The following is an 18,583-nucleotide window of genomic DNA, read 5'->3' on the forward strand; positions in this document are numbered from 1 at the left end:
ATGAATTCCTATGATTTAGCGGAAATCTGGGTCAGATGTAAGGACAAATTAAAGGAATCCTTTAATGAAAAAGTCTTTAATGTCTGGATTAAGCCGATTATGCCGTTAGAGGTGACAGATACCTACTATAAAGTAGCTGTCAAAAACGACTTCTTTAAAACAATGCTGGAGGAAAACTACGCTCAGGTTATCGAGGGTGTCCTGGCCGGCATTATGAGCAAAAATATCAAGCTCATCATCGAAACCATGGACAACGGCAGCAGCGGATCGGAAGCAGCTGAAGAAATGCCGGCTGTACCTGCCAAGCGCGAACAGCAGCAGCTGTTTAATGAAAATACCTCTGTGCAGCAGCCCGATGAAAGCAACCTGAACCCCAAATACGTTTTTGAAACCTTCGTTATCGGCAACTCCAACCGCTTCGCCCATGCGGCAGCGCAGGCAGTAGCCAATGACCCGGCACACGCCTACAACCCGCTTTTCCTGTACGGCGGCGTTGGTCTGGGCAAAACACACTTAATGCACGCTATCGGCAACCGCATTAAGCAGAACAACCCCAGCATGAAGGTACTCTACACCTCCAGTGAAAAATTCACCAACGAAATCATCAATTCCATCCAGAACAAAACAACTGAGGCCTTCCGCCAGAAATACCGCAATATTGACTGCCTGATTATCGACGATATCCAGTTTCTGAAGGGCAAGGAGCAGACGCAGGTAGAATTCTTCCATACATTTAATGCACTGAAGGATGCCGATAAACAGATCATCATCTCCAGTGACCGTCCTCCGCGCGAAATCGAAACCTTAGAGGACCGCCTGCGTTCCCGTTTTGATCAGGGCCTCACAGCAGATATCCAGACTCCGGATTTGGAAACACGTATGGCTATCCTGCGTACCAAGGCCGCATCGGACAATATCGTCCTGCCGACTGAGGTCATCACCCTGCTGGCCACCAACATCGCCACCAACATCCGTGAAATCGAGGGTGCCTACAATAAAATAGTAGCATACACCTCCCTCATGCACATGCCCATCACTGTAGAAACCGCGCAAAAGGTTCTTTCCGACATGGGCAACGATATCAAAACCAGAACCATCACCTATGAAGGCATCATCAAGGTTGTTGCCGACCACTACAATGTTAAGCAGGACGAGCTGTTCAACAAAAAGCGTACGCAAAACATTGCCTTCCCGCGCCAGGTTGCTATGTATCTTTGCCGTGAGCTGGCTGATTTATCCTATCCGCGTATCGGTGAGCTCTTCGGCGGACGCGACCATACCACCGTTATCCATGCTTACGAAAAAATAAGCAACTTCAAAAACAGTAACCTCGCCTTCCAAAACGAGCTGCAGGAAATCATCGAAATCCTGCGGCAATAACAGTAAAAAAATTATCCACAAAAACTGTTGATAACTCCCCTTTAAACTGTGTATAACTTTTGAGCATAAGTTGATAAAATTTTAGCCTGTAGATTATGTGTATATTATTTCCCGGTTATCAACAGCCTTATATACATGGGAAATAATGCATAACAGCTACGCTCAAAGCACTTTTCCCCACAACTAACAGACCCTACTACTACGTCGACTACTTTTTATATATTATAACAGTATTAAAAAAACAAGGAGGACTGTGAACAAATGATAATTTCCTGTAATACCAACAGCTTAAATAAAGCAATCCAGACAGTTCAAAGAGCAATTATTTCCAAACCAAGCACACCTATATTTTCCGGTATCCATGTTATCGCAGCAGATAACAAGCTGGAAATACAGACTATGGATTTAAATATGGCTATTTCCTGCACCATTGATGCGGAAATCAGCGAATCGGGGGAAATAGTTGTTTCTGCCAAGCACTTTGCCGACCTTATCCGTAAATTGCCTGCTGAAAGCCTGACTATCAGCAAAAATGAAGAAAAGCACTCTATTAAAGTAAGCTCCGGAAAATCCGAATATCAGCTCTTCTTAATGAATGAAGATGATTATCCTAAATTTCCCACCTTTGATGCAGACAGAACCATTGCCCTTGATGACGGCATGATTAAAGAACTGATTAAAAAGACTATCTTCTCCTGCTCTACCGATGAAGCAAGACCTCTGTTTACCGGTATTCTGGTAGAAGCTAAAGACGGCAAAATTACCTTCGTCGGCACCAATACCCATCGTCTGGCTATCAAATCTCTGCCCTATGAGGGAAATGAAGAGCTCAGCATGATTATTCCGTCCAAGGTTTTGGGCGAAATTTCCCGTAACCTGACAGGTGAGGTACCGCAGCAGGTACTTATTTCCCTGCTCAATAACCAGATTATGGTTGTTATCGATAATATAGTTATTGTTTCCCGTCTGATTGAAGGTCAGTTCCCTGATTATCGCCGTGTTATTCCGCCGAAATTCGCTCTGACCAGTAAGGTAAACATCAAAGAGCTTGCCGGCGCTGTCGAGCGTGTTGCTCTTTTCTCTACCGACGGTGATTACAGCATCATCAAAATGAGCGTAGCTGCCGACGAAATTACTATTACCAGCAGCAGCCCGGATGTAGGTACCGGCCTGGAGGTTGTTTCCTGCCAGACTATCGGTGATCCGCTAAATGTTGCCTTTAATGCCAAATATATTCTGGATATCCTGAAGAACCTGGAAGCAGAGGAAGCTGTTTTATCCATGAATACCTCTCTCAGCCCGGTATGTGTTACCTGTGCCGATGAACCGGATTATACCTACATCGTAACACCGGTACGTGTTGTTTTCTAAGGAGCGGAATTATGCAAAAAGAAACTGTAGAAATCACAACAGAATTTATTACTATGGATAAGCTGCTGAAGTTTTCCGGTGTTGCTGATACCGGAGGCCAGGCATTTCTGATGGTTGAAGATGGCGTTGTCCGCCTGAACGGCCAGCTGGTAACGGAAAAACGTAAAAAGGTACATCCCGGCGATGTAGTAAATATTGATGACCAGATAGAGCTGACCGTTGCCAAAGAAGCTTAATGAAAATCAACAGTCTTTATGCGGTTAATTTCCGCAACTATGAAAGCTGCAGCCTGCAGCTTTCATCTATGATTAATGTTTTTTACGGGCAGAACGCCCAAGGAAAAACTAATCTGCTGGAGGCTATTTTTTACAGTGCCTTCGGTATGTCGCACCGTACCTCCGCCGAAGAGGAAATGCTGAAAATGGGTGCCGACGCTATGGCCGTAGGCGTGGAATATGCCAGCTTCAGCGGCAGCCATGAGGTAAAAATAAAAAAATACCGTCAGCATGAACGCTGGCAGAAGGAAATACTGCTCGACGGTGCGCGCGTGCGTCCCAAGGAGCATTACGGTGCCCTGAATACGGTGATGTTTTCGCCGGAGGACCTGCAGCTGGTCAAGGGTGAGCCTGCATTGCGACGCCGCTTCTTTGATATGCAGATTGCCCAGACAGATCCTGTCTACTACGATTTGCTGCTGAAGTATAACCGTGTTCTGCAGCAGCGCAACCGTCTTTTGAAGGAGCTGCGCGATAACGGCGGCACTCCTGATATACTGCAGCCCTGGAACGAGGAGTTCATCCGTCTGGCGGCAGCTATTGTCCGCAGACGTTTGGCGGCTTTGGGCAAGCTGCAGGCTATTGCCGGAGAGATTTATTCATCCATTACCAAGGGCAGCGAAATGCTGCAGGTGCGCTATGAGCAGAAGGCTAACAACAGCACTCTGCTCTATCCGCAGTCTGCCGAGGAGGCAGCAGAGGATTTTTACCGTGAACAGCTGTCGGAGCGTCAGCGCCTTGATATTCTGCGCGGTAATACGGGCATCGGTCCCCACCGCGACGATTTGCAGCTTCTGCTCAACGGTCTTTCATTGCGGGCCTTCGGCTCACAGGGGCAGCAGCGCAGCGGTGCTCTGGCACTGAAGCTGTCGCAGCTGCAGTATGTCAAAAACGAGCTGGGCGAATTCCCTGTTCTGCTCTTGGATGACGTAATGAGCGAGCTTGATAACAGCCGCCGCGCTCAGCTGCTGCTGTTTATTGACGGCAGAGTGCAGACCTTTATTACAGTAAATGACCGCGAGCTGATACCGGAGCTCGCCGGTAATGCTTACTTTAAAATTTCCGGTGGCAGTATAAGCGAGGCCTGATTATGTATGCTGAGAATTTAGAGGCTGCGGAGGAGGTTATCCGCCGTCTGTTTGATCCGCGCCGTACCTATAAAAAGGCTTATATATCGCCGGAAATCAAGCTGGCCTATCTGCAGCATTATCTGGAAAGCAGATGGACGGAGATTGTGGGCGAAAATCTGGCGCGCAGCTGTGCTATCGAAAAAATCAGCGGCAGCGAGCTTTATGTGCGCACGGCCAACAGTATGCTGGCCAACGAGCTTTATATGATGCAGCAGCTGTTTCTGCAAAAAATCAACTCCTTTTTGCTGGGACGCGTGCTGATTAAAAAGGTTTATTTTCATACCGGCAGCTTTTTCAGAAAGCAGCAGCAAAAGGAAAAGCAGGCCGAGCCGCCTGAACCGCCTGCGGAATATACCAAATGCCCAATATGCGGTGCCCAAATGCGCAAGGGACTGGATATGTGCAGCATCTGCGAGCGCGAGCAGCGCGAGGAGCTGCGCAGCAAGCTGGCGGAGCTGCTGCGGATTCAGCCCTGGCTGAAGTATGAAGATTGTCTGGCCTACTATAAATGTGATAAAATATTATTTACGGCTGTAAAGGAAAACTTACAAAGCTACTATTTTGAACGGGTGCGCTGCGGCTTTGCCGATAAGAAGGAAAGCCTGTTGGCGGTAATGTTTCTGCTGGAAAAGCAGCCTGAGGACATTACCCTTGCACTGTATGAAAATGCTTTGACTTATTTAAGGAGGGATCAGGGTGTATCTGCATTTGGGAGTAGATTACATGGTAAAAAACAGTGAAATAATCGCTATTTTTAATTTGAATCACCCTCAGTCAGTGGTTTATGACGATTTCGTCAAGAAGTACGGCTCCCGCTATAAGGTAGTCGATGCTTCCGGCGGCGAAGGCTATTACAGCTGCGTTCTGACCGATGATACAATGTATTTGTCCTCGATTTCTTCGGTGACTTTGAAAAAACGCGCTGAATCAGGTTTTCTGGACGGCGCTGTCTATACTAATTTAGAAATTTTAAAACGGAGGTAAATATGACCCAGGATATTGATATTGAAGAAGCTACAGCGGTCAAGGGTAACTATAACGCGGAACAGATTCACGTTTTAGAGGGCCTGGAGGCTGTACGCAAAAGACCTGCTATGTATATCGGCAGTACGTCCTCCCGCGGTCTGCACCATCTGGTGTATGAGGTTGTGGACAACAGTATTGACGAGGCTTTGGCCGGCTACTGCAGTGATATCAAGGTAATTATCCATAAGGATAACAGCATTACGGTTATCGATAACGGCCGTGGCATTCCCGTGGATATGATGAAAAAGGAACAGAAGCCTGCTGTTGAGGTTATCATGACAGTACTGCATGCAGGCGGTAAGTTCGGTGACGGCGGCTATAAGGTTTCCGGCGGTCTGCATGGTGTCGGTGTTACCTGCGTTAACGCTTTGAGTGAGCACATGGAGGTTGAGGTGCGCCGCGGCGGCAAATGCTACGGCATTGAGTTTGCTAAGGGTAAAACCTCGAAAAAGCTTTACGAAAAGGGCGATTGCGAAACTACCGGTACCACAGTACATTTCAAACCTGACGCTACCATTTTTACGGAAACGGAATACAGCTATGATACTCTGCGTCTGCGTATTCGCGAGTTGGCCTTTTTGAATAAGGGCATTACTATTTCCCTGACCGATGAACGTGCCGAGGATAAGAGTGAAACCTTCCATTTTGCCGGCGGTATTATCGAATACGTTGAATTTATGGATAAGGATAAGGATAAAATAAATCCGAAGCCGATTTATCTGGAGGGTGAAAAGAATGCTGTTATCGTTGAGGTTGCAATGCAATATTGTGATACCTACAGCGAGAATATTTTCACCTATGTCAACAACATCAACACCGAAGAAGGCGGTACTCATCTCAGCGGCTTCCGTAAGGCGCTGACACGCACAATTAACGCTTATGCGCGTAAAACCAATATGCTCAAGGAAAATGAGGATGCGCTGAGCGGTGATGATGTGCGTGAGGGCTTAACCGCAGTTCTGAGCCTGAAGGTGCAGAACCCGCAGTTCGAAAGCCAGACTAAAATTAAGCTGGGCAACAGCGAGGTTATGCCTATCGTTGATAATCTGGTCGGCGATACTCTGGCCGAGTTTATGGAGGAAAATCCGCAGGTTGCCAAAAAGCTGGTGGAAAAGGCTATTGTTGCTGCACGCGCCCGTTTGGCAGCACGCAAGGCGCGCGAGCTTACACGCCGTAAGAACGCTATGGATTTGGGCGGACTTCCCGGCAAGCTGGCTGACTGCAAGAGCCGTAACGTTGAGGATACCGAGATTTATCTGGTCGAAGGTGACTCTGCAGGCGGCAGTGCCAAGCAGGGACGTAACAGTGATTTCCAGGCTATTTTGCCGCTGCGCGGTAAAATCCTTAATGTAGAAAAGGCACGTCTTGATAAGGTGCTGAGCAGTGAAGAAATCCGTAATATGATTACCGCCTTCGGCTGTGGTATCGGCGATGACTTTAATCTGGAGAAGGCACGTTATGGCAAGATTATTATTATGACAGATGCCGACGTCGACGGTGCGCATATCCGTACGCTGCTGTTGACCTTCTTCTACCGTTATATGCAGCCCCTGATTAAGGAAGGCCATGTGTTTATTGCACAGCCGCCGCTGTATTTAATCCGTAAAAACCAGAAGCAGCATTACTACGCTTATAGCGATGAAGAATTGCAGGAAATCCTCGACGAGGTTGGCCGCGATACTAACCCGTATGTACAGCGTTACAAAGGCTTAGGCGAGATGAACCCCGGCCAGCTGTGGGAAACAACTATGGATCCTGCTGCACGTACTATTCTGCAGGTTCATCTGGAAGACGCTGCGGAAGCAGATCGCATTTTCTCCATTCTGATGGGCGATAAGGTTGAGCCGCGCCGTCAGTTTATCGAGGACAATGCTAAGAAGGTTCGTAACCTGGACCTGTAAGCAGGCTTGTAGCATAAAAAGAGGTGCTTTAAATGGTTAAAATTAAAAAAGGACTTTCCGATGCAGATATGCTGAAGGGCTTCAGCGAAGAGCTGACCTTTGAAAATGGTATGTATGCGGATGAAAAGGATAAGCAAAGCAAATTAAAGGGTGCTAAGGCACCTGCTAAAAAAGAGCTGCTGCTGCCGGAGGATGCGCAGGAGCGTCTGAACCGTTTTCTTCTGGAAATCAGCATGGAATGGCTGAAGAACAAGAATGGTGACTGCACCTGGAAGGTTCTTAAGGAAAACGGCCAAATTGTGATTAAGCCTGTCGCTGTAGCGAAAAAATAATGGCTGCTAAGCTTTTTGTATTGCCTGAGCTGGAGCTGCGCGTAATGTTTCACGTGAAACATCACGCTGCTGCACTTTCCCCTGCTGACACTTTGCTGGTGGTTGCAGGCGGACGCGGACCGAAAACTGAGTGGCTGCACAGCGTCAGCAGCGATAAGAAAATTTACTGCGCCGACCGCGGCGCCGAGTATTGCTTTGCAGCCGGCTGTGTGCCGGCGGAGCTGTTCGGTGACTGCGACAGCTCATCGCAGGCTGTTTACAGGCAGGCGCGTGCTGCAGGCACAGAGGTGCACAGCTTTAATCCTGCTAAGGATGATACCGACCTGCAGCTGCTGCTGCATAATCTTCCTGAGGGAGACATTCTTGCCAGCGGTATTTGGGGCGGACGCTTCGACCATTTATACAGCAACGTTTATACTCTTCTGGGAGTAAAAAAGCAGCGTGGCTGCAGTGTTATACTGGCGGATGACAAGGAATTTATGCTGCTGCTGACAGAGGGCGAAAGCGTAGAGCTGAAGCTGCAGGCTGCGGAGGAAGCTGTTTCACTGCTGCCCTTAAGCGAAAGCACGGTAGTAGATTTTACCGGCGTGCGCTGGCCCTTGCAGCAGGCAACACTGCGCCAGCTCTACCCTTACGCTATCAGCAATGAGGTTCTGGAAGGTACCGAAAAAATCCGCTGCACCTGTCACAGCGGTGCTTTAGGAATCTATATCCGTTGGGCGGAAGGAAGTAAATAGTTAAAAGTTAATAGTGTATAGTGTACAGTGAAAAGTAAGCAGTGATTAGTAAATAGTGTGCAGTGAAGCCGTGCAGCCTGATATTTGGCATAATGAGTTCCGCTTGCTAACTACTAACAACTAATTACTAGCCACTGAAATGAGGGGAATTTTTTGGAAACTTTTGTGGCGAATTTAGATACTACGACAGTTATTTTCCTGATTGTATCAGGCTTTATAGCTTCGTTTATTGATTCTACTGTCGGCGGCGGCGGTTTAATTTCCACCCCTGCCCTGTTGAGCCTAGGCTTGCCTGTTCCATATGCTTTGGGAACAAACAAGCTGGCAGCCTCTATCGGCTGCTTTACCAGCGTGCTCTCCTTTTGGCGCGCCGGTAAAATAAAAAAGGCAGCCTTTACGCTGATGCCGCTTTCCTTTATCGGTTCAGCCTTAGGTGCCTACGTAGTTTATCTGCTGCCGGAGCAGCTGATGAAAAATATTATCGTCGTGCTTTTGGTTGCTGTTGCTGTTTATACCTATCGCCGTAAGGATTGGGGCGATGCCGGTACGGTAGAAAAGCTTGGTATGCAGGCTTTAATCGGTGCCATCGTTATGGCGTTTGCCATGGGCTTTTATGATGGCTTCTTCGGTCCCGGTACAGGCTCCTTCCTAATTTTTGGCTTTTTATATTTGGGATATGATTTTGTAACGGCTGCCGGTAATGCCAAGGCGTTGAATTTTGCCAGCGGCGTGGGAGCGTTGGTATCCTTCGCTGTCAGCGGCACGATTATCTGGAGCTACGGCCTAATTATGGCTGCGGCAATGATTGCCGGTGCTGTTGTCGGTACCCGACTGGCAATTAAAAAGGGTGCTTCCTATGTGCGTCCCTTGTATTTATTGGTTACCACCCTGCTGATTGGCAAGCAGGTTTATGAGATATTATTAAAATAACCTGAGGTGAGGCCTTTTGCCTCAGTTATCTGGTTGTAATATTGTTTTTTGTAAAGGAAAGGTGATAAAGTGGATTTAGAAAATACCACTGGTAAAGTTCTTCCCGTATATATCGAAGAGGAAATGCAAAAATCCTATATCGATTATGCGATGAGCGTTATCATCCAACGTGCTTTACCTGATGTCCGCGATGGCTTGAAGCCTGTACATCGCCGTATTTTATACGCAATGCAGGAAGCAGGCATGACTCCGACGAAGCCCTATAAAAAATCCGCTCGTATCGTCGGTGACGTTTTAGGTAAATATCACCCGCATGGTGATAGTTCCGTATATGATGCAATCGTGCGCCTGGCGCAGGATTTCTCTACCCGCTATCTGATGGTAGACGGCCATGGTAACTTCGGCAGTATTGACGGCGACAGTCCGGCAGCAATGCGTTATACCGAGGTACGTATGGCTAAAATTGCTGAGGCAATGCTGGAGGATATCGAAAAGGATACAGTTGATTTTGTACCTAACTATGATGAATCCTTAAAAGAGCCTAGCGTACTTCCTTCAAAGGTCCCTGCTCTGCTGATTAACGGCAGTGCCGGTATTGCGGTAGGTATGGCTACCAATATTCCTCCGCACAATCTGTGCGAGGTTGTTAACGGCCTTGTTATGCTGATTGATAACCCGGATGTGGAAATTCCGCAGCTGATGACGGCTATCAAAGGTCCTGACTTCCCGACAGGTGCCTGCATTTTGGGTAAAGAAGGTATTACCAGCGCTTATAACACCGGCCGTGGCGTAGTAAAAATCCGCGCTAAGGCTGAAATCGTGCCTGCCAACAAGGGTAAGCACCATATCGTTATTACCGAAATCCCCTATCAGGTTAATAAAGCTAACCTGATTAAGGATATTGCTAACCTGGCTAAGGACGGCGTAATCGAAGGCATTACCAAGGTTGATGACTTCTCCAGCCTTAAAGACGGCATGAAGATTGTTGTTGAGCTGAAGAGTGATGCTGTTCCTGACGTTGTTCTGAACCGTTTGTACAAGCATACCGCCCTGCAAAGCTCTTTTGGCATCATCATGCTGGCGCTGGTTAACGGCCAGCCGCGTGTCCTGAACCTTAAGCAGGTGCTGGAATACTATCTGGAGCACCAGAAGGACGTTATTACCAGACGTACCCGCTACGAGCTGGGCAAGGCCAAGGACAGAGCTCACATCTTAGAGGGCTTAAAGATTGCCCTGGATAATATTGATGCTGTAATCAGCACCATCCGCGGTAGCGCGACAGCAGAAATTGCCCGCACCGCTTTGATGGAAAACTTTAAGCTGAGCCAGCGTCAGGCACAGGCTATTTTGGATATGCGTCTGCAGCGCCTGACCGGCCTGGAGCGCAAGAAGATTGACGAAGAATATGCCGACCTGCTGGAAACCATTGATTGGCTGGAAAGCGTATTGGCAGATGAGCACAAGGTTATGAACATTATTAAGGAAGACCTTCAGGAAATGAAGAAGCGCTTTGGTGACGAGCGTCGTACCGAAATTTCCATCGACAGCTCCGAAATGGATATTGAGGATCTGATTGCCGAAGAGGATATCGTTGTAACCATCAGCCATCAGGGCTATATCAAACGCCAGACTCTGGACAACTTCCGCAGCCAAAAACGCGGCGGCGTAGGCAAAACCGGCGGCAGCGGCAAGAAGATTGATGATTCCGCAGAGCATCTCTTCCTCTCCACTACTCACCATAACATTCTCTTCTTCACCAACCGTGGCCGTGTATATCGCCAGAAGGGCTATGAAATCCCCGAAGCAAGCCGCACTGCCAAGGGCACAGCTATTATCAATCTGCTGGCATTGATGCCCGGTGAAAAGATTACAGCTGTTATTCCGGTGAAGGAATTCAGAGAAGAGCAGTACATGTTTATGGCTACCAATAAGGGTACCGTCAAGAAAATCAACCTTAAGGATCTGGAAAGCGTTCGCAAAAACGGCATGATTGCTATTAATCTGGACGATGATGAGGACCTGATCGGTGTAGAGCTTACTGACGGCAACAGCGAAATCATTTTGGCAACCCGTAACGGTATTGCCATCCGCTTTGATGAGCAGGATGTACGCACTATGGGACGCACCGCACATGGCGTAAAGGGTATTTCCCTCAACTACGGCGATGAGGTTGTAGCTATGGACAGCGTTTCCGATGAGGATTCCGAGGTGCTGACGGCAACTGAATTCGGCATGGGCAAGCGTACCGAGGTTAAGGAATACCGTAAGCAGACTCGTGGCGGCAAGGGTATAATCAACATGAAGATTACCGAAAAAACCGGTCTGGTAATCGGCATGAAGGTTATTAATCCGGATCAGGAAATCATGATGATTACTGCAGCCGGTCTGATTATCCGTACCGATGTGGACCAGATTTCCCAATATGGCCGTAATACCCAGGGCGTAAAGCTGATGACCTTGAACGATGATGACAAGGTTGTTTCTTTGGCAGCAATTCATCATGAAGAGGATGCTGAATAAATTTGTTTATTTGTTTTAACGTATGTGTTTTCTAGAAAATGAAGAGCTTTAATGATTCATTAACAGGTAAATATTTGCGTATTGCCCTCCCCGCTGCGTTGGAGGGCATTTTTATGACCTTTCTGGCTGCGGCTGATTTAATTATGGTAGGCGTATTGGGTGCTAAGGCCATAGCAGCGGTAAGTATTTTTCTGCCACTGCGCCTGGTACTGCTGACAGTATCGCGCTCACTGGCATCAGCAGTTACGATTCTGACAGCGAATAAATTCGGTTCCGGACAATATTCCACTATTAAGGTTTTGCTGCGCCAAAGCTTTACTGTCAGCAGTATCCTGCTTGTAGTGCTGCATCTGCTATTTTACGGCTTTTTTGAGAAGCTGGTGGTGCTGATGGGCGCGCAGAGGGATTATCTGGAGCTGGCGCTGGCTTACGGCAATATTGCCGTAGCTGCAGTACTGCTAAACTCACTGTCACTCTTGTTACAGGGAACCTTGTTAGGTGTAGGCCGGACAAGCGCTATTATGAAAAGCAATATTGTCGGCAATGTAGTGAATATCGTCTGCAATTATTTTCTCATTACCGGCTTCGGCAGTTTTGCCGGCTGGGGTGTGCGTGGCGCGGCAATCAGCACGATTATCGGCTCTCTGTGTACTCTTGGTATAACCGTCTGTATTATTAAGCAAGAGGGCTTTTTCAGTGACGGTCTGCTGCAGCTGCCGGATAAAATCTTCTGGCGGGAATTTATGCCGGTATTCGGCGGTGTTTTCAGTGAGCTGGGAGCGGAACGCATCGGTATGCTGGCCTATGGCTGGATGACTGCGCGTCTTGGTACTCTGCCCTATGCAGTACACAGCATTTGCTATAATATCTGCGATTTTTCTTATGATTTTATCTTCGGCTTCGGTAAGGCTAATATGGTGCTTGCCGGGCAGATGCGCGGTGCCGCTGATTATGCAACCTGGAAGCGCTGCCGCAGTATAGGCTTTAAATGGGGCCTGGGACTTTCCGTTGCCTCTTTTATTATCCTGTATGCCGCACGCGTGCCGATTTTCAGCGTTTATTCGCAGGATGCGCAGGCACTTGCTCTCAGTGAGACGTTAATGTTCTGGGTGGCAGCAGTTTGCATACCGCAGGGGCATACGATTATTACTGCAGGTATATTGCGTGGCAGCGGTCAGACTACTGCCGTTGCCGTCTATTCCTTTGTGCTGATTACCGTTTTGCGTCCTCTGATGACGGCTTTCTTTATCTATTATTGCAAGCTTGGTATTGTGGGCGCCTGGGTACCGATGTTTTTGGACCAGTCGCTGCGCAGTCTGTGCTTTACCTGGAAGGTTATGCGGATACGCGGATTGAAGGATTTAATAAAATAAATATGCCGTATAAAAAGCAAAGCAGCTTCTGCATCGCAGAAGCTGCTTTTGTCGTATAAATATATAAAATTATTTTGTTGCAAGGTTGCAGCGGACTTTAGTGCTTACTCTGCAAAGCTAGTTCTCAGCTCTTTTTCCGCCAGACGGATGAAGGCACGGATTGCCTCCTCCAGCTGCGGCTGCGGTGTGTTTTCTTCCTTGCAGTGAGAAATACCGGGATCGGATTGGGCGAACATCATTACCGAAGGTACAACGGCATTCAGAGGCACGGCATCATGCAGCGGTGCGGAATACATGCTGTGTCTTGCACCTGTTTCCTCCTCTACGGCAGCGTTGCAGTCCGCTACCAGCTGCGCATCAAACAGAATCGGTGCTGCCTGCCAGATAGGCTCAAACTCTACAGTGAGCCTGCCATCCTGCGCATGCTTTTGCGCCGCAGCCTTGGCTTCTGCAACTATCGTTTGCATTGTTTCCGGCTTAATGCTGCGCTGGTCCAGCGAAATGCGGCAATAGCCCGGAGAAATAGTAGTCAGGTCAGGCTTGACCTCAATATTGCCTACAGTGCAATAGGAATCATATTTGAGGGCAATTTCACGTAAATCAAGGGTGGTCTGCGCTGCCGCAATAAAGGCATCCTGACGCAAAGCAACCGGAGAACCGCAGTGTCCCTGCTGCCCGCGGAAGGTGATGTACTGGCGGTTGCAGCCGCAAACGCCGTAAACACAGGCTACGCTTTTTTTGGCTAAAGCCAGCAGCGGTGCCTGCTCGATGTGCAGCTCCAAATAGGCTTTAACAGGCAGCTTGGCAAAGGCTGTGTGTGCCTCCCCTATTCTGTTGGCATCAAGGCCGTATTCCTGCCAGACATCGCTGAAGCTGCGGCCGTTTTCCTGATGGATTAAGGGCAGCACATCCTTGCTCGTGACAATGCCGCTGACAGCACTGCTGCCAAGACAGCTTTTACCGAAAGCTACACCCTCTTCATCTGCCCAACCGACAACGTAAAGAGTTTTGGCAGGCTTTTTATCTGCCAGACCATAGGCACCGATACCCATGCCTGCTACAACGCCTAAAGCGCCGTCCAGCCAGCCTCCGTCAGGTACGGAATCGAGGTGGCTGCCGATAACAATGCACTCCTTGCTTTCGCCGGCAAATTTGGCCCAGCTGTTGCCTGCGGCATCGGTCCAGACATCGGCACCTGCTGCCTGCATCTTTTGAGTAAACCATTCCGTTGCTTTCTTGAATGTCGGTGTCCAGGCAACGCGTTGTGCTCCGTCTGCATCAGAGGTTAAGGCTGCCAGCTCCTTGAGATCGGCAACAATGTTTTTGGCTATTTGTTCACGTTTCATATAATGCTCCCTTCCTGCTCCCTTCCTGCTTCATTATGCTTTTGCATAGTGGCAAAAGCATAAAAAGATCAAGTTTATTATATTTTATTATAGCTTTAAAACCAATTTGTTCCGCTGTTTTATCTGCTCCGGTAAGAGCGTTACAGAAAACAAGTATAGGATAGCTTATCTGCATTATATACAAATCGGCGTCAATTTACAAGACGGAATAATGAGACTGCAAAGGTATATCGAAAATAAAAATAAGCTGCTGCCTTTACTTTTGCTACAAAGAAGGCAGCAGTTTTTCAGTTACATCGAAGAAATAATTAAATTAATAAATTTAATTTAATTCATGAACAGCTTGCTTCAGCTGCTCAAGTCCCTGTAATAATAGCGCACGGGGGCAGGCAACGTTGATACGTTCAAAGGCTTCTCCCTCTTTGCCGAAGATACCGCCGCCGTCGAGCCAGAGGTGTGCTTTATGCCAGAGCCACTGCTCGCGTTCAGCAGCTGTAAGGCCTAAGGCGCTGCAGTCGAGCCAAATCAGATATGTCCCCTCAGGCTGGAGCAGCTTAATCTGCGGCAGGTTCTGCTTCAGATAAGCATCAATAAATTTAATGTTATCTTCGATATAAGCCTTCGCCTGCTGCAGCCAATCCTCGCCATAAGTGTAGGCCGCCTGACAGGCAACAAGGCCTAAGGTGTTTACCTGGCTGTAGCCTGCTGCCGCTACCTGCTTGCGGAAGCGGCGACGTAAATTTTTGTTGGGAATGAAGATATTGGATACCTGCAGACCGGCAATGTTGAAGGTTTTGCTGGGAGCAGTACAGATTACGCAATTTTGCTCGTACTGCTCACCCAAACTTGCAAAAACCGTCTGAGAGTTATTTCCCCAGACGAAATCACCGTGAATTTCATCACTTACGGTAATTACACCATGCTTAAGGCAGATATCGCCTACCTTTTGCAGTTCAGCGCGTGTCCAGACACGGCCTACGGGGTTATGCGGTGAGCATAAAAGTATCAGCTTAACATTGTTAGCGACGATTTTTTCTTCCAAATCGGCAAAGTCCATTTCATAATGACCATTTTTCAGAATGAGCGGTGAATTAATCAGCTTGCGCTCATTATCTTCGATAAGCTCGCTGAAAGGATAGTAAACCGGCTACTGTACAAGTACGCCCTCACCTTTTTTAGTGAAGGCCTTTACTGCCATGGCAAGGGCAAAACTATGCCGGGAGTCTTGGTGAGCCATTCTGCTTTGGGGCTCCAGTTAAAATGCTTAGTATACCAGTCGCGGACAGCGTGAAAATATGCTTCTGTGCTTTCGCTATAGCCGAAGATAGCATGTTGGCAGCGTTCAATAAGTGCTTCCTGTATTTCCCGGGCAATAGGAAAATCCATATCTGCTACCCAAAAAGGCAAAACGTCGGCCGGACGACCACGTTGAATGGCAAAATCGTATTTTAGGCAGTCTGTGTTACGTCTGTCGATTATTTTGTTAAAATCGTATTTAGTCATAATTTATCACCAAACTTTATTCTTATAAATTATTCTACTGCAGTAAAGGCCTGTGCCAGATCTTCAATAAGATCCTGCGTTGCTTCAATGCCTGTAGAGAAGCGCAGCAGACAATCCGTAATCCCCTTTTCGGCACATTCTTCGGCAGTAAGGTCGGTATGCGTCTGGCGAATCGGATAGGTTATCAGGCTTTCCGTACCGCCGAGGCTTTCGGCAAATTTGATGAGCTTGACGCCCTCAAGAATTTGGAGTGCTGTTTCGGCGTTGTCTACAGCAAAGGAAATCATGCCGCCGAAGCCGGTGGTCTGCGCTTTATTGATTTCATAACCGGGATGATTTTCCAGACCGGGATATAAAACATATTGTATACGCGGTTGCTTCTGCAGCCATTTCGCAATGGTAAAAGCATTTTTCTGGTGCTGCTCCATACGCAGCGGCAGAGTTTTGATACCGCGGATAATGCTCATGTACGGTAAGGAAGCAAGCAACCGAAAACAAGAGATAGACCGCCAGCACTACACTATTCCGAACCAAAGACCAAAAGATAAGCATTGTGGGAAAATCTAAACTTTTGGATTTTCCTACAATGCCAACTACGGCGGAATCCCTCCCACTCCTTATATCTTTCTGTATACATTGAATTTGTATTTAGTAAAATGCAGACAACACCACGGATCGGCTTTTGGTTGGACAATTCCAACCAAACACCACAGCAGACAGCAGAAAACATTCTGAACGCTAGGAAGCCGGTATGATTGTTACATATAAGGGGAAGAAAAATTTCTTTTAGGTACTTGCTTTCCTAAAACTGATGTGATACAATGATTTAATCCAGAAAAGGAGTAAAAAATATGCGGCAAGGTATTCTTAAATAAAACTATAATCAAATAGTGGGAACAAAGGATTATGATAGCTCCTTTTGTAGGGGCTTAGTTTTTTGTACCCAATTTAAGAATACTTTTGCCTTATCAATTTTGACATATCCCCAAAAACAGCAATCACAAACAGGTGTATGCTGTATATGTGTATGCAACTTATAATCCCCAGTGGTAAAAGTATTTTACTGCTGGGGATTTTTATGCCCTTTGGGGCTGTAAAGGGAGGACAATCACATGAAAATAATCAATATTGGAATTCTTGCCCATGTAGACGCTGGAAAGACGACCTTGACGGAGAGCCTGCTATATGCCAGCGGAGCCATTTCAGAACCGGGGAGCGTCGAAAAAGGGACAACGAGGACGGACACCATGTTTTTGGAGCGGCAGCGTGGGATTACCATTCAAGCGGCAGTCACTTCCTTCCAGTGGCACAGATGTAAAGTTAACATTGTGGATACGCCCGGCCACATGGATTTTTTGGCGGAGGTGTACCGCTCTTTGGCTGTTTTAGATGGGGCCATCTTGGTGATCTCCGCTAAAGATGGCGTGCAGGCCCAGACCCGTATTCTGTTCCATGCCCTGCGGAAAATGAACATTCCCACCGTTATCTTTATCAACAAGATCGACCAGGCTGGCGTTGATTTGCAGAGCGTGGTTCAGTCTGTTCGGGATAAGCTCTCCGCCGATATTATCATCAAGCAGACGGTGTCGCTGTCCCCGGAAATAGTCCTGGAGGAAAATACCGACATAGAAGCATGGGATGCGGTCATCGAAAATAACGATAAATTATTGGAAAAGTATATCGCAGGAGAACCAATCAGCCGGGAAAAACTTGTGCGGGAGGAACAGCGGCGGGTTCAAGACGCCTCCCTGTTCCCGGTCTATTATGGCAGCGCCAAAAAGGGCCTTGGCATTCAACCGTTGATGGATGCGGTGACAGGGCTGTTCCAACCGATTGGGGAACAGGGGAGCGCCGCCCTATGCGGCAGCGTTTTCAAGGTGGAGTATACAGATTGCGGCCAGCGGCGTGTCTATCTACGGCTATACAGCGGAACGCTGCGCCTGCGGGATACGGTGGCCCTGGCCGGGAGAGAAAAGCTGAAAATCACAGAGATGCGTATTCCATCCAAAGGGGAAATTGTTCGGACAGACACCGCTTATCCGGGTGAAATTGTTATCCTTCCCAGCGACAGCGTGAGGTTAAACGATGTATTAGGGGACCCAACCCGGCTCCCTCGTAAAAGGTGGCGTGAGGACCCCCTCCCCATGCTGCGGACGTCGATTGCGCCGAAAACGGCAGCGCAAAGAGAACGGCTGCTGGACGCTCTTACGCAACTTGCGGATACTGACCCGCTTTTGCGCTGCGAGGTGGATTCCATCACCCATGAGATCATTCTTTCTTTTTTGGGCCGGGTGCAGTTGGAGGTTGTTTCCGCTTTGCTGTCGGAAAAATACAAGCTTGAAACAGTGGTAAAGGAACCCACCGTCATTTATATGGAGCGGCCGCTCAAAGCAGCCAGCCACACCATCCATATCGAGGTGCCGCCCAACCCGTTTTGGGCATCCATCGGACTGTCTGTTACACCACTCCCGCTTGGCTCCGGTGTACAATACGAGAGCCGGGTTTCGCTGGGATACTTGAACCAGAGTTTTCAAAACGCTGTCAGGGATGGTATCCGTTTTACCTTGAACAGACATTGATTCGCTTGGAATATAAACAATTTGCATAATAGCTCCTCCTTTATTTTGTGCAAGAAGACCAGAAACCTGAATTTGTCTTTTATCTTTTTTTGATTATATCACAAATCCGAGAGCGTGGAAATAGGGAGTTTTTCAGGCTGATTTCCTACCTCTTGGATATACGGCACAGGCGGTCAAAAA

Annotated in this window: 13 protein-coding genes and 3 pseudogenes; 13 read left to right on the forward strand and 3 right to left on the reverse strand. The window is 47.8% G+C overall.

Going from position 1 to position 18,583, the window contains the following annotated elements:
* The 12 genes from dnaA to M5E81_RS00060 all read left to right on the forward strand — a co-directional run bounded on the left by dnaA (position 1) and on the right by M5E81_RS00060 (position 12,975).
* Positions 1 to 1,380, forward strand: a complete 1,380-nt coding sequence (dnaA, locus tag M5E81_RS00005; RefSeq protein ID WP_009145465.1) for a chromosomal replication initiator protein DnaA — start codon at positions 1 to 3, stop codon at positions 1,378 to 1,380.
* 261 nt (positions 1,381 to 1,641) lie between these two features.
* Positions 1,642 to 2,751 (forward strand): DNA polymerase III subunit beta, encoded by a 1,110-nt coding sequence (dnaN, locus tag M5E81_RS00010; RefSeq protein ID WP_249747549.1) that lies wholly within the window; start codon positions 1,642 to 1,644, stop codon positions 2,749 to 2,751.
* Between the two features lie 11 nt (positions 2,752 to 2,762).
* Positions 2,763 to 2,987 carry an RNA-binding S4 domain-containing protein gene (locus M5E81_RS00015; protein WP_009145463.1) on the forward strand — a complete coding sequence of 75 codons (225 nt, stop codon included), beginning with the start codon at positions 2,763 to 2,765 and terminating at the stop codon, positions 2,985 to 2,987.
* Positions 2,987 to 4,114, forward strand: a complete 1,128-nt coding sequence (gene recF, locus M5E81_RS00020; RefSeq protein WP_249747550.1) for a DNA replication/repair protein RecF — start codon at positions 2,987 to 2,989, stop codon at positions 4,112 to 4,114. Before M5E81_RS00015 ends, recF begins: the two co-directional genes overlap by 1 nt.
* Before the next feature lie 2 nt (positions 4,115 to 4,116).
* Positions 4,117 to 4,896, forward strand: a complete 780-nt coding sequence (locus M5E81_RS00025) for a DciA family protein (RefSeq protein ID WP_009145461.1) — start codon at positions 4,117 to 4,119, stop codon at positions 4,894 to 4,896.
* Positions 4,880 to 5,140, forward strand: coding sequence for an extracellular matrix regulator RemB (remB, locus tag M5E81_RS00030; protein WP_009145460.1), 261 nt, complete (start codon positions 4,880 to 4,882; stop codon positions 5,138 to 5,140). The genes M5E81_RS00025 and remB overlap by 17 nt, the downstream gene beginning before the upstream one ends.
* Before the next feature lie 2 nt (positions 5,141 to 5,142).
* Complete coding sequence (gene gyrB / locus M5E81_RS00035; RefSeq protein ID WP_249747551.1) at positions 5,143 to 7,083, forward strand: DNA topoisomerase (ATP-hydrolyzing) subunit B; 1,941 nt, start codon at positions 5,143 to 5,145, stop codon at positions 7,081 to 7,083.
* A gap of 32 nt (positions 7,084 to 7,115) precedes the next feature.
* Positions 7,116 to 7,415 carry a hypothetical protein gene (locus M5E81_RS00040; RefSeq protein ID WP_009145458.1) on the forward strand — a complete coding sequence of 100 codons (300 nt, stop codon included), beginning with the start codon at positions 7,116 to 7,118 and terminating at the stop codon, positions 7,413 to 7,415.
* Positions 7,415 to 8,152 (forward strand): thiamine diphosphokinase, encoded by a 738-nt coding sequence (locus M5E81_RS00045; protein WP_249747552.1) that lies wholly within the window; start codon positions 7,415 to 7,417, stop codon positions 8,150 to 8,152. The genes M5E81_RS00040 and M5E81_RS00045 overlap by 1 nt, the downstream gene beginning before the upstream one ends.
* 165 nt (positions 8,153 to 8,317) lie before the next feature.
* Positions 8,318 to 9,082: a sulfite exporter TauE/SafE family protein gene (locus tag M5E81_RS00050; protein WP_009145456.1), complete on the forward strand. Its 765-nt coding sequence runs from the start codon at positions 8,318 to 8,320 to the stop codon at positions 9,080 to 9,082.
* A 69-nt stretch (positions 9,083 to 9,151) separates the two neighbouring features.
* Positions 9,152 to 11,602 carry a DNA gyrase subunit A gene (gene gyrA, locus M5E81_RS00055; protein WP_272881132.1) on the forward strand — a complete coding sequence of 817 codons (2,451 nt, stop codon included), beginning with the start codon at positions 9,152 to 9,154 and terminating at the stop codon, positions 11,600 to 11,602.
* 38 nt (positions 11,603 to 11,640) lie between these two features.
* Positions 11,641 to 12,975 carry an MATE family efflux transporter gene (locus M5E81_RS00060; RefSeq protein ID WP_272881133.1) on the forward strand — a complete coding sequence of 445 codons (1,335 nt, stop codon included), beginning with the start codon at positions 11,641 to 11,643 and terminating at the stop codon, positions 12,973 to 12,975.
* A gap of 104 nt (positions 12,976 to 13,079) precedes the next feature.
* On the opposite strand, the gene M5E81_RS00065 is transcribed toward M5E81_RS00060, so the two are convergent.
* From M5E81_RS00065 to M5E81_RS00080, 3 genes and pseudogenes are all read right to left on the reverse strand, one after another.
* Complete coding sequence (locus M5E81_RS00065) at positions 13,080 to 14,321, reverse strand: hydantoinase/carbamoylase family amidase (RefSeq protein WP_249747554.1); 1,242 nt, start codon at positions 14,319 to 14,321, stop codon at positions 13,080 to 13,082.
* 322 nt (positions 14,322 to 14,643) lie between these two features.
* A pseudogene (locus tag M5E81_RS00070) lies at positions 14,644 to 15,824 on the reverse strand (MalY/PatB family protein).
* 29 nt (positions 15,825 to 15,853) lie between these two features.
* Positions 15,854 to 16,285 (reverse strand): annotated as a pseudogene (locus M5E81_RS00080) (PLP-dependent transferase); the annotation flags it as partial.
* Positions 16,286 to 16,936: 651 nt separating this feature from the next.
* Here M5E81_RS00080 and M5E81_RS00085 point away from each other — a divergent pair.
* Positions 16,937 to 18,400, forward strand: a pseudogene (locus tag M5E81_RS00085) (GTP-binding protein); the annotation flags it as partial.
* Positions 18,401 to 18,583 lie beyond the last annotated feature (183 nt).

The sequence above is a fragment of the Phascolarctobacterium succinatutens genome, assembly GCF_023497905.1.
Taxonomy (GTDB): Bacteria; Bacillota; Negativicutes; order Acidaminococcales; family Acidaminococcaceae; genus Phascolarctobacterium_A; species Phascolarctobacterium_A succinatutens.